The organism is Streptomyces sp. NPDC127068 (assembly GCF_042724695.1).
GTDB lineage: Bacteria > Actinomycetota > Actinomycetes > Streptomycetales > Streptomycetaceae > Streptomyces.
In genome coordinates this window covers 140,063-151,213 of sequence record NZ_JBHXEN010000008.1, presented here as the reverse complement: position 1 = coordinate 151,213, position 11,151 = coordinate 140,063, and the positions used below count along the sequence as shown (strand labels likewise).

The window sequence follows — 11,151 nt, the reverse complement described above, 5'->3', positions numbered from 1 at the left end:
CCGCCGTCCCGGGCGCGCCTAATCCGTCCCGGGGGGCGCCCGGGGCCCGGGGGGCGCGGGCCGGCGGGGCCACGACGGCGGGGTCAGTAGCTGGTGGTCGACTCGTCGGCGGTGTCGGTGACGATCTCCACCCCGGCACTGGTGCCGAGGAGCACCGCACCGGCGTGCAACAGTTCCCGAGCCTGCTGCGCGTGCTTGATGGAACCGGACGCCTTCACCTGGACGCCGTCGCGGGCCCGATCGACAAGGTAGCGAACACTCGTCGGGTTCGCGGTTTCGAGCTGACCGCTGCTGGCGTTCTTCAGGTATGATACGCCGGCTTCCATGGCCAGTTCGACGGCTGTCTCCCGCTCCTCTTCGGTCAGCAGCGGCAGTTCTAGCATGACCTTGACGGGCAGTCCCGAGGCGCGGACGACGCCCGCGATGTCCTCCCGGAACTCGTCGTACATCCCGCTCTTGAGCCAGCCGATCTGTACGCCCATGTCGAGCTGGGTCGCGCCGAGCCGGGCGATCTCGGCGGCCTCGGCCGCCTTGCCCGCGCTGGTCATGACGCCGACCGTCGGGAAGTCGAGGGCCGACGCGATGCCGATGCCGGTGCCGCGCAGCTCGGCGGCGACGACGGACACCCAGGAGGCGGGGACCATCGCCGCATTGAAGCCGTACCGGGCCGCTTCCCGGGCGTGGGCGACCATGTCGTCCCGGGTGGCGTTCGACTCGATCTTGGTGTGTTGGATGTAGGGCGCCAACTCCGCAGGGGTGAGGGCCAGTTCGGCGGGGCTGGTGAGGGTCTCGGACACGGGGTGTCTCCTTGTCGCGGTGGACGGACAACGGTGATGGGGTCGGTGGCGGGGGTCCGCCGGGGGCCCGGGCGGGCGGATCGCGCCCGCCCGGGGGTGGGAGGGTCAGATCCGGGACGCGTACTCCTCGGGCACCACGACGCCCTCCCCGCCGAACCACCGGGGCGCGTCGACACCGCAGTACAGGCCGATGTTGCCCCAGGGCTCGAAGGCCCCGGTCCGGACGACGACCTTCGCCTCGTGGGCCAACCGGCCCAGTACGTCGGCGTGCGGGCGGGTCGTGAACTCGGCGCCGGCGAAGCGCTCGTGCAGCCAGGAGTCGAGCCGCGGATGGTGGCTGGGGACGTGTTCGGCCCGCACCACGCCCTCCACCACCAGTTCGTCGGCGATCAGACCGAGGACGGTACGCAGGTCGGGCACGTTCTCGGTGAGCGCCAGATCGATCCGGTGGGCGTCGCGCGGGACGGGGAAGCCGGCGTCGACGACCAACAACAGGTCGGTGTGGCCGAGCGTGGCGAGCGCCCCGCTCAGTTCGGCGTGGAGGATGCCGGTGCGCTTCATCGGACGGTTCCTTTCGAAGGGGTGGGCACGACGGGGGCGCGTCAGCGGGTCGGCGCGACCGCGGCGCCCGTCGCCAGCGCCATCAGGGACTCCTCCGTGGCCGACGCGGCGTCGACCACCTCGACGAGGCGGCCCTCGCTCATCACCGCGATCCGGTCGGTGAGGGTGAGCAGTTCGGGCAGGTCGGAGGAGGAACAGAGGAGGGCGAGCCCCCGGTCGGCGAGGGCGAACAACTGCTCGTAGATCTCGGCCTTGGCGCCGACGTCCACGCCCCGGGTCGGCTCGTCGAGGATCAGTACGCCCGGGTCGATCGCCAGCCAACGGCCGAGGACGGCCTTCTGCTGGTTGCCGCCCGACAGGCTGGTGATGGGCTGGTCCAGGGTCGCGGTCTTCACCCGGAGCCGCTCGGCCTGCTCGGCGGCCCGCCGGTCGAAGGCCCCCCGGCGGATCAACCCGAAGCGGCTGAACGCCTTCGCGGTCAGTACGCCGACGTTCTCGCCCACGCTCATCGTGCTCAGCAGACCCTGGGCCCGTCGTTCGCCGGGCACGAAGGCCAGTCGGCGCCCGACGCTGGCGATCGGGTCGCGCCGCTCGTAGGGTCGGCCGAGCAGTTCGACGGTGCCGCCGGTGCCCCGCTCGCCGCCGAAGACGTTGTGCAGCAGTTCCACCCGGCCCGAGTCGGGCAGGCCCGCGACCCCCAGGATCTCCCCGGGCCGCAGCTCGAAAGAGACGTCCCGGTGCCGTCTGCCGCTCAGCCCCCGCACCCGCAGGGCGGGCGCCGTCGCGGGGTCGGTGCGGTGGGCGGCGCGCCGGTCGAAGCCGCCGAGTTCACGGCCGACCATCGCGGCCACCGCCCGGTCCGGCGTGGTCTCCGTGCCGCGCCAGGAGGCGACGTGGCTGCCGTCGCGCAGGACCTCGATCCGGTCGGCCAGTCGGAAGACCTCCGGCATCCGGTGGGAGACGTACAGCATCGTCGTCCCCGCCGCCTTGAGCCGGTCCATCAGGGCGAACAGCCGCTCGGCTTCGGCGGGGGTGAGCATCGCCGTCGGCTCGTCCAGGATCAGCACGCGGCAGCCCCGGGCGATGGACCGGGCGACCACGACCAGTTGTTGGGTGGCGAGGTCCAGCGTCCGCACGGGTGCGCAGGGGTCGAGAGCGAGGTCGAGTTCGGCCAGCAGCTCCCGGGTGCGCTCGACCATGCGCCGCCGGGAGGGGAACCAGCGGTTGCCGGGTTCCACTCCGCTCAGCACGTTCTCGGCCACGCTGCGGTCGGGCAGCAGGGAGAGCTCCTGCGGGACGATCGCCACGCCGTACCGGTCGAGCAGGGCACTGGGGGAGTACGTGCTGACCCGCTCGCCGAAGACGGTGACGGTGCCGTCGCTGGGCGGTTGCAGTCCGGCGAGGATCTTGAGGAGCGTCGACTTGCCGGCGCCATTCTCGCCGAGCAGCGCGGTGATCTCACCGGGGCGCACGTCGAACGACACGTCGGACAGCGCCCGCACCGGGCCGAAGCTGCGGGAGAGCCCGCGCACGCTGACGGCGAAGGGGGCCGCGGGGGCGTCCTGTGCGGCGGCCATCACTTCTCCACCGTGGCGGAGGCGAGGTTGTCCCGCGTGATGAACTGCGCGCCGGTGTTCACGCCCTTCACCTCGGTGCCCTCGGTGAGGAAGTCGTCGAGCACCTTCACGGCCTGGTAGCCCTGTTCGGTCGGGTTCTGGCTGATGGTGAAGTCGACGACGCCCTTGGTGAGGTACTCCGCGGTCTGCGGCAGCAGGTCGAACCCGCCCACCACGATGTCGTTCCGGTCGGCGGAGCCCGCCACCCACTTGGCGGCGGCCGTGGTGGAGCAGCAGTCGAGCCCGGCGACGGCGACCACGTCCTGCTGGCCGGACATCGTCGATTCGACGGTGTTGTACGCGGCACTGGGCTCGTTGCCGACGTTGACCGGGCCGACGACCTTCAGGCCGCTGTCCGCGAGGCCCTCCTCGAAGCCGCCGAACCGGTCGTGCGACCAGCCGGCCCCGGTGTCCACGGAGAAGACGACGACGGTGCCGCCCTTCGCCGAGCCCTTCGCGCCCAGGTCCTTGACCAGCCGTTCGGCCTGCGCCTTCCCGGAGCCCTTGAGGTCCTGGCCGACGAAGCCCATCTGCTGGGAGTCGGGGTTGTCGGTGTTGAACGAGATCACGGGCACGCCCGCCCGGTACGCCTGGGAGATCACCGGCTTCAGGGCGTCGCTGGAGGCGGAGGAGACGGCGAGCCCGTCGAGGGCCTTCTGCTGGATCAGGGTCTGGATCTCGGAGACCTGTTGGGCCGCGTCCCCGCCGGTGGGGCCGATCAGGGCGGTCTCGGCGCCGAACTCGGCGGCGGCCTTCTTCATGCCCGCGGTGATCGGTGTCGCGAAGGCGAGGGAGGGGTCGTGGTAGCTCAGCTTGACGCGCATCGGCTTGCCGTCGTCGACGCGCTCCTGGATGTACGGGGCGAGCGTGAACGAGCCGTCGTCGGTGCCGCCGCCGTCGGCGGGCTGGACGGCGCCGCATGCCGAGACGGAGAGCGCGGCGGTGGCGGTGGCGAGCGCGAGGAGGCCTCTGAACGCAGGGGTGCGACGGGACATGGCAGGACTTCCTTGTCGTGCGGGGGGGGGAGTGGTCAGTGGTGCCGGGCGCGACGCGCGGGTGGGGCGGTGCGCGGCGGGCGCGGCGGTGTCCTCCGTGGGGGCGGTCAGGACGGTTCGGTGGGGAGCAGGGGGAACGGGGGCCTCAGGCGCGGGACTTGCGTCTGCGCTGCCAGGTGTCGGCGGCGACGGCCGCGACGATCACCAGACCGGTGACGACGGTCTGCCAGAAGGAGGAGATGCCCCGGATGTTCAGGATGTTCTGGAGCAGTCCGATGAAGGCGACGCCGATGACGGTGCCCCACATGGTGCCGGAGCCGCCGAACAGGGCCGCGCCGCCGATGATGACCGCGGAGATCACGGTGAGTTCGAGCCCCTGTCCGGTGACGCCCTGGACGTAGGAGAGGAACGACAGCCCGAGCACTCCGGCGAGCCCGGCGGTGAAGCCGGAGAGGACGAACGCGGTCAGCTTGACCCGGTCGACGTGGACGCCGACCAGCCGGGCGGCTTCGCGGTTCCCGCCGACCGCGTAGGAGTGGAAGCCGAAGCGGGAGCGGGCCAGCAGCACCACGCCGATCGCGGCGACGGCGGCGAAGAACACCAGTTGCATCGGTATGACGCCGAACAGCTCGCCCTGGCCGAGCAGGTTGAACTCGGCGACGCCCGACTGCGAGGAACTGAGCGAGATGGGGGCGCCGTCCGAGATCAACAGGGCGATCCCGCGGAAGACGCTGAGCGTTCCCAGCGTGACGATGAACGAGGGCACGCCGAGCACCACCACGGCGAGTCCGTTGAGGAGGCCGGCCAGTGCTCCCACGACGAGTCCGGCCCCCATGGCGAGCGGCCAGGCCCAGCCGTCCGAGATCAGCATGCCGGTCGAGATCGCCGACAGCGCGTACGTCGAGCCGACCGAGAGGTCGATCTCCCCGTTGATGATCACGAACGTCACGCCGACGGCCATGATGCCGATCTGGGCGATCTGCTGACCGACCGACAGCAGGTTGTCGGACTGCGCGAACCCGGGGGTGAGGACGGTGCCGAGCAGGAAGAGCAGGACCAGTGCGGCGAACACGCCCGCCTCACGGGCGTGCAGCAGTCTGCGCAGCGGGAGCGCGAACTCCCGCGCCGGGGCGGGGGTCGAGGTCGTTGAGGTCACGGGGCGGTTCCAATCCGGGCGGCTAGCTGGTCTCGGGTGGGCAGGGCGGGGACGACCCCGGCCACGGTGACGGCGTGGGCGCCCGCGGCGGCGGCGTACCGCACGGCCCGCTCGGGGGTGTCGCCCGCGGCGAGTCGGACGGCGAGCGCGGCGGTGAACGCGTCCCCGGCTCCGGTGGTGTCGACGACGGAGCCGACCGGGGAGGGCGGGGTCGCCGTCACGGTGTCCTCCCGGGCGATCAGGGCGCCCGCGCCGCCCCGGGTGAGCACGGCGACCGCGCCGGTGCGTTCCCGCAGGGCGCGCACCAGGTCCTCGTCGGTCAGGCCGTGCCCGGGGCCGAGGCCGAGCAGGACGGGGGCCTCGGTCTGGTTCGGGGTGATCACGTCGATGAGCGGCCACAGGTCGTCGCCCAGCGGTCGGGCGGGCGCGGGGTTCAGCAGGGTCCGGGTGCCCGTCGCGCGGGCGGTGCGCAGGGCGGCGGCCACGGCCTCCTCGGGGATCTCCATCGACACCACCAGGACGTCGGCGGCGGCGATCTCCTCGCGGAACGCCTCGACGGCGTCCGCGCCGAGTTCGTCGAGGGCGCCCGGGGCGATGACGATGCGGTTCTCGCCCGAGGGCTCGACCAGGATGAAACCGACCATGGTCGGCGCCGCGGTGGTCACCACGTGGTCGGCGCGCACTCCCTCCGCCCGCCACAGCGCCCGGGCGGCGCGGCCGAAGTCGTCGTCCCCGAGGGCGGTCAGCAGGGCGACGTCGGCGCCCAGCCGGGCGGCGCCGATGGCCTGGTTGCTGCCCTTGCCGCCGGGGCCCGAGTCGAAGGTTCCGCCGGACAGGGTCTCGCCCGCGACCGGTGACCTGGGGACCCTCATGGTGAGACCGGCGCCGTAGCTGCCGACAACAGCGATCTTCATCGATGCACCGCACCTTGTACGTGGACAACTATGGACATGAGGAATGTAGGTACAGGGATGTCCCTAGTCAATAGGGGAAGGCGAGAGGAGCTTTCGTGTCGTCGTCCCGGGCACGGCCCAGGCGCCCGGGCACGGCCCGGGGTGCGGAACGGGGACGCGGGGGGACGATGGAAGACATGGACCGCGACAACGCCCGCGGCGATGACGTCTATCAGCCCGACGGGTCCGAGGTGCAGGACGACGAGGGGCTGCTCGACGCGGCAGACACCCTCGTCGCCGACGGCGTCGACGATCCGCTGGACCGGGGCTACTCCCCGCCCGACCGCCCGCGCGCCGTCGACCGGGAGGACCTGACCTTCGCCGATCAACTGCGCGGCGAGACCCTGGACGAGCGGCTGGCCGAGGAACTGCCGGACGTGCGGGAACCCGAGGGGGACGGCATCGGCGACACCGTCGACACCGACGGCGAACCGCGGGACGGGGAGGTCGGCGCGACCCGCGCCGGCCGTCTGGTCGCCCCCGACGAGGGCGCCCACGAGAACACCGTCGGTGACCTGGTCGCCCAGGACGTCGGCATCGACGGTGCGGCGGCCTCCGCGGAGGAGGCCGCCGTCCACCTGGTCGAGCCGGAGGACGAACGCGCCGCCCGCGACGGCTGGTAGACGCGCCGCCCGGCCGGCACGGCGCGGCCGACGGGGCCGGGCACCGACCGCGCATCGACCGGTCACCGGAAAATGCGTTTCACCGGGCCCCGGTCTGTGCTTGGGTCAGCCGGTGACCGTGAACCGAATCGCTTTGCTGCGTTGGCAGTTCGACCTGACCTGGTCCCTCTTCGCGTACCACCTGGAGCGGCTGGAACCGGGCGACTTCCTCGCCGAGCCCGCCCCCCTGAGCTGGAACGTCCGGCCCGCCGCGGACGGCTCCTGGGTGCCCGACTGGGCGGACAGCGAGCCCGATCCCGTCCCCGTGCCCACCATCGGTTGGCTGACGTGGCACATCGGCTGGTGGTGGTCCACCGCCCTGGACCACGTGCACGGGCGCACCCCCCGGGACCGTACCGAGGTCACCTGGCCCGGCGACGGCGACGCCGCCGTCGTCTGGTTGCGGGGGTTGCACGGACAGTGGACGACCCTGCTCGACGGGCTCGGCGACGCCGACCTCGACGTCCCGGCGTCCTACCCGGTGCCCGACGACCCCACCTACACGGTGGCCCACCTGCTGGCGTGGGTGAACGCGGAACTCATGAAGAACGTCGCCGAGATCGGCCAGTTGAGGATGGTGCGCGCGGCCTCCTGAACGGTGGGCCGCGCGTCGCGGCGGTACCCGTTCACTCCGCTTCGGGGGCGCTCTCCATCACCGGGGGGCGCCAGTTGTCGACGTAGTCCCTCGCCGCCGCGTCGAGCCCCACGTCGTGCTGGGCGCGCTCCGACATGCTCCAGCGGTGCTCCAGCAGTTCGTGGAAGATCTGCGCCGGGTCCAACTGCCCTCGGATCTCCAGCGGAACGGACCGGACGGTGGGCCGGAACACCTCACGCACCCAGCGGTGGGCCAGTACCTCGGGACGCGCCCCCAGGGGGTCCCCGGGCGCGTAGTCGTCCTGGGTCGCCATCCAGCTCTCCAGGTCGCTGAGCAGCCGTCGGGCCTGGTTCTCCTCGGTGTCGAGGCCGGTCAGCCGCAGCAGTTGGCGCTGGTGGTGACCCGCGTCGACCACCTTCGGCACGAAGGTGACGGTGTCGCCCACGTCGCCCTGGCTGATCTGCATCTCGGCGACGTCGAACCCGAGGTCGTTGAGCCGGCGTATCCGCCGGTCGATGTAGTGCCGCTTGCCGACCGGGTACACCGACCGTCGGGTCAGCTCGGTCCACAGCTCCTCGTACCGTCCGCAGATCGTCGTGCCGAACTCCACCGGGTCCACCGAGGGGTGCAGCGCCCCCGCCGCCTCCAGGTCCATCAGCTCACCGGCGATGTTCACCCGGGCCAGGTCGACGTCGTAGCTGCGCTGACCGTTGCTGAGGCGCTCGTGCAGCTCCCCCGTCTCGGCGTCCACCAGGTACGCCGCGAACGCGCCCGCGTCCCGTCGGAACAGGGTGTTCGACAGGGAGCAGTCGCCCCACGCGAAGCCGGCCAGGTGCAGCCGCACCAGCAGCACGGCCAGCGCGTCCATCAGACGGCCCATGGTGGAGGGCCGCATCGTCGTCTCGAACATCGACCGGTACGGCAGCGAACCCTTCAGATGGCGGGTGATCAACACCGGCTCCAGGGGTTCGCCCGAGGTGTCCGTCCGGCCGGTGACCACCGCCAGCGGATCGACCCCGGGTATGCCCAGCCGGTCCAGGACGCGGAGCAGTTCGTACTCGCGCAGCGCCGGTCTGGCGGCCAGTTCCTTGACCGCGACTACCTCGTCGCCCGCGCGCGCGTAACGGACCACGTGCCGGGAGATGCCGCGTGGCAACGCCACTAGGTGTTCCTCGGGCCAGTGTTCGAGGGGGACGTCCCAGGGCAGGTCGAGGAGGAGGGCCGGGTGCTCGGGATTGGTGGCGCTGATCTGAAGAACCATGGACCGTAAGCTACTGGCCCGGCATCGCGGGACGGGAACGGCGGTGCCCGCCGGGCGCGCGGGCTGACCGGTCGGTCGGACGCCCGGATGCGTCGTACGTCAGGGGGGTAGGGCAGTGGGGACGGCGAGGAGGGCGGACACGTGCAGTGGCGTTTGCTGAGTGCCGGAGCGAGAGCGGTCCCCGAACCGTTGGCGACACCGCGCGTGTGGACGGGGGCCGTCCTCGGCTCGGGCCTGTTGGTCGGTGGAGTCAACCAGGTGGCCGGCCCCGGTGAGCCGCTGGTGCACCTCGCGGCCCTGTCCGTGCTCGCCGCGGTGCTCGGCACCCGGGCCCGGCTCGGGGCCGTCCCCGGCATCGCCTGCCTGTGCTGGCTGTTCTTCAACGCCTTCGGGATTCCGCCCGCCGGGGTGCTGACCTGGAGCCCTTCCGTGGACCTCCAGCGCATGTCCCTGCTGGCGGGCGCCGCGCTCACCGGCACCCTGGTCGGCCGGGTGGTCCACGCCCGCACGGCCTACCGCCGCATAACCCCGCCACGGTAGCCGCGGGAGCGGTCCCAGGGGCCGCACGGAGCCGTGGGGGGTGCCCGTCCGCACGGACGGACACCCCCCAGCCCTCATTCCAGGGCCGAGGACCGTTCCACCTCGGTCGCGGAGTCCGGCGTCTTGGCCAAGGGCACCGGCTGTTCGGGTGCGTCGCCCGGAGCGTCGCACGCGTCACCGGCGCCCCCCGCCACCAGCGGTTCCGCCCCGCGCCGCGCCCGCAGGTACGTGGTGACACGTGCCGCGACCGGCTCGGTGAAGCGGGCGGTCACCGGACCGATCACCACCAGGATCAGAACGTACGCGGTGGCCAGCGGTCCGAGTGAAGGTTCGACGCCGGCCGCCACCGCGAGACCCGCGATGACGATGGAGAACTCGCCGCGCGCCACGAGCGTGCCGCCCGCCCGCCAACGGCCCTTCACCCCGACGCCGGCGCGTTTCGCCGCCCAGTAGCCGGTCGCGATCTTCGTGCCGGCCGTGACCACGGCCAGGGCGAGCGCCGGCACCAGCACCGGCGGAATGCTCGCCGGGTCCGTGTGCAGCCCGAAGAAGACGAAGAACACCGCGGCGAACAGGTCCCGCAGCGGACTCAGCAGGGTGTGGGCGCCCTCGGCGACCTCGCCGGACAGGGCGATGCCCACCAGGAACGCGCCGACCGCCGCCGACACCTGGAGCTCCTGCGCGATGCCCGCGACCAGGATCGTCAGACCGAGCACCACCAACAGCAGCTTCTCCGGGTCGTCGCTGGAGACGAACCGCGAGATCACCCGTCCGTAGCGCACCGCGACGAACAGCACCAGACCGGCGACCCCCAGCGCGATCGCCAGCGTCACGCTGCCCGCAGCGAGGGAGACCCCGGCCACCAGCGCCGTCACGATCGGCAGGTAGACCGCCATCGCCAGGTCCTCCAGGACCAGCACGCTGAGGATTACCGGAGTCTCCCGGTTGCCGACCCGGCCCAGGTCGCCCAGTACCTTGGCGATCACTCCGGACGAGGAGATCCACGTCACGCCGCCCAGCACCACGGCGGCCACCGGACCCCAGCCCAGCAGCAGCGCGGCGGCTGCCCCGGGCAGGGCGTTCAGCGCGAAGTCCACGGCACCCGCCGGGTACTGCGTCTTCAGGTTCGACACCAGATCGCTCGCCGTGTACTCCAGGCCGAGCATCAGCAGGAGCAGGATCACCCCGATCTCGGCCCCGGTCGCGATGAACTCCTCGCTCGCCCCGAGCGGCAGCAGCCCGCCCTGCCCGAAGGCGAGCCCCGCCAGCAGGTAGAGGGGTATCGGCGAGAAGCGGAGTCTGCCCGCTATGCGTCCGAGCAGCCCCAGGGCGAGGATGATCGCACCGAACTCGATCAGCAGGACCGCAGAATGCACGCGCTCACTCCTGCCCGAGAATCGTCGCCGCGGCCTCGACACCCTCACGGGTGCCGATCACGATCAGGGTGTCGCCGCCCGCGAGCCGGAAGTCGGGCGTCGGCGAGGGTATCGCTCCGGACCGCCGCAGCACCGCGACGACCGAGGCGCCGGTGTCGGTGCGGATCCGGGTGTCGCCCAGCACCTTGCCGTTCCACGCCGACACCGCGGCGAGCTCGATCCGCTCCGCCACCAGGCCCAGGTCGGTGGTGTGCAGCAGACTGGAGCTGTGGTGCTCCGGGGTCAGCGCGTCGATCAGGGAGGCCGTCTCGGCACCCGACAGGTGCAGCGAGTGCGCGCAGGCGTCGGGGTCGTCCGACCGGTAGACGTTCACCGTGCGGGTGCCGTCCCGGTGGGCCACCACCGACAGGTGCTGATGCTCCCGTGTCGTCAGGTCGTACTGGACGCCGATCCCCGGTAGGGGCGTCGTCCGCATCCGTGGAGCAGGCACAGCCTGTCCCCCCTCGTTGTCGTTTCTCTGTTGATGCGTTGATGCGTTGATGCGTTGATGCGTTGATGCGTTGATGCGTTGATGCGTGTGGCTCAAATTCGATCATGCGGCCCGCCCGTCCCCGCCCACCGGCCCGTCGAACGCGATGC

The 11,151-nt window shown here is 72.1% G+C and carries 12 protein-coding genes; 3 read left to right on the top strand and 9 right to left on the bottom strand.

Going from position 1 to position 11,151, the window contains the following annotated elements; translation table 11 throughout:
- Window positions 1-83 precede the first annotated feature (83 nt).
- The 6 genes from deoC to ACFWIA_RS07285 all read right to left on the bottom strand — a co-directional run bounded on the left by deoC (window position 84) and on the right by ACFWIA_RS07285 (window position 6,039).
- Window positions 84-797 carry a deoxyribose-phosphate aldolase gene (gene deoC / locus ACFWIA_RS07310; protein ID WP_387001279.1) on the bottom strand — a complete coding sequence of 238 codons (714 nt, stop codon included), beginning with the start codon at window positions 795-797 and terminating at the stop codon, window positions 84-86.
- Between the two features lie 105 nt (window positions 798-902).
- Window positions 903-1,358 carry a D-ribose pyranase gene (rbsD, locus tag ACFWIA_RS07305; protein WP_387001276.1) on the bottom strand — a complete coding sequence of 152 codons (456 nt, stop codon included), beginning with the start codon at window positions 1,356-1,358 and terminating at the stop codon, window positions 903-905.
- A gap of 41 nt (window positions 1,359-1,399) precedes the next feature.
- A complete protein-coding gene (locus ACFWIA_RS07300) occupies window positions 1,400-2,935 on the bottom strand; it encodes a sugar ABC transporter ATP-binding protein (protein WP_387001274.1) in 1,536 nt (511 codons plus the stop codon).
- Window positions 2,935-3,969, bottom strand: coding sequence for a sugar ABC transporter substrate-binding protein (locus ACFWIA_RS07295; RefSeq protein ID WP_387001272.1), 1,035 nt, complete (start codon window positions 3,967-3,969; stop codon window positions 2,935-2,937). Before ACFWIA_RS07295 ends, ACFWIA_RS07300 begins: the two co-directional genes overlap by 1 nt.
- A gap of 145 nt (window positions 3,970-4,114) precedes the next feature.
- Window positions 4,115-5,125: an ABC transporter permease gene (locus ACFWIA_RS07290; RefSeq protein ID WP_387001271.1), complete on the bottom strand. Its 1,011-nt coding sequence runs from the start codon at window positions 5,123-5,125 to the stop codon at window positions 4,115-4,117.
- Window positions 5,122-6,039, bottom strand: a complete 918-nt coding sequence (locus tag ACFWIA_RS07285; RefSeq protein ID WP_387001269.1) for a ribokinase — start codon at window positions 6,037-6,039, stop codon at window positions 5,122-5,124. The genes ACFWIA_RS07290 and ACFWIA_RS07285 overlap by 4 nt, the downstream gene beginning before the upstream one ends.
- Before the next feature lie 176 nt (window positions 6,040-6,215).
- Between ACFWIA_RS07285 and ACFWIA_RS07280 the strand changes: the two genes are divergently transcribed.
- Both ACFWIA_RS07280 and ACFWIA_RS07275 read left to right on the top strand, forming a co-directional pair.
- Window positions 6,216-6,701, top strand: a complete 486-nt coding sequence (locus ACFWIA_RS07280; protein WP_387001268.1) for a DUF5709 domain-containing protein — start codon at window positions 6,216-6,218, stop codon at window positions 6,699-6,701.
- A gap of 118 nt (window positions 6,702-6,819) precedes the next feature.
- Window positions 6,820-7,335 (top strand): DinB family protein, encoded by a 516-nt coding sequence (locus ACFWIA_RS07275; RefSeq protein WP_387001266.1) that lies wholly within the window; start codon window positions 6,820-6,822, stop codon window positions 7,333-7,335.
- Between the two features lie 31 nt (window positions 7,336-7,366).
- Here ACFWIA_RS07275 and ACFWIA_RS07270 read toward each other — a convergent pair whose 3' ends face one another.
- Window positions 7,367-8,596 carry a DUF4032 domain-containing protein gene (locus ACFWIA_RS07270; protein WP_387001264.1) on the bottom strand — a complete coding sequence of 410 codons (1,230 nt, stop codon included), beginning with the start codon at window positions 8,594-8,596 and terminating at the stop codon, window positions 7,367-7,369.
- A 141-nt stretch (window positions 8,597-8,737) separates the two neighbouring features.
- Between ACFWIA_RS07270 and ACFWIA_RS07265 the strand changes: the two genes are divergently transcribed.
- Window positions 8,738-9,136, top strand: a complete 399-nt coding sequence (locus tag ACFWIA_RS07265) for a hypothetical protein (RefSeq protein WP_387001262.1) — start codon at window positions 8,738-8,740, stop codon at window positions 9,134-9,136.
- Between the two features lie 74 nt (window positions 9,137-9,210).
- Here the strand turns inward: ACFWIA_RS07265 and ACFWIA_RS07260 are convergent, their stop codons facing one another.
- Together ACFWIA_RS07260 and ACFWIA_RS07255 are read right to left on the bottom strand one after the other, a co-directional pair.
- Entirely contained in the window at window positions 9,211-10,512 is a 1,302-nt protein-coding gene (locus ACFWIA_RS07260) for a cation:proton antiporter (RefSeq protein WP_387001260.1), read from the bottom strand.
- Window positions 10,513-10,516: 4 nt separating this feature from the next.
- Window positions 10,517-11,002, bottom strand: coding sequence for a cation:proton antiporter regulatory subunit (locus ACFWIA_RS07255; protein ID WP_387001258.1), 486 nt, complete (start codon window positions 11,000-11,002; stop codon window positions 10,517-10,519).
- Window positions 11,003-11,151 lie beyond the last annotated feature (149 nt).

Coding starts and splice junctions, on each gene's coding strand:
- rbsD (WP_387001276.1), bottom strand. CDS start 1,358: ATGAAGCGCACCGGCATCCTCCACGCCGAACTGAGCGGGGCGCTCGCC.
- ACFWIA_RS07300 (WP_387001274.1), bottom strand. CDS start 2,935: ATGGCCGCCGCACAGGACGCCCCCGCGGCCCCCTTCGCCGTCAGCGTG.
- ACFWIA_RS07295 (WP_387001272.1), bottom strand. CDS start 3,969: ATGTCCCGTCGCACCCCTGCGTTCAGAGGCCTCCTCGCGCTCGCCACC.
- ACFWIA_RS07285 (WP_387001269.1), bottom strand. CDS start 6,039: ATGAAGATCGCTGTTGTCGGCAGCTACGGCGCCGGTCTCACCATGAGG.
- ACFWIA_RS07280 (WP_387001268.1), top strand. CDS start 6,216: ATGGACCGCGACAACGCCCGCGGCGATGACGTCTATCAGCCCGACGGG.
- ACFWIA_RS07270 (WP_387001264.1), bottom strand. CDS start 8,596: ATGGTTCTTCAGATCAGCGCCACCAATCCCGAGCACCCGGCCCTCCTC.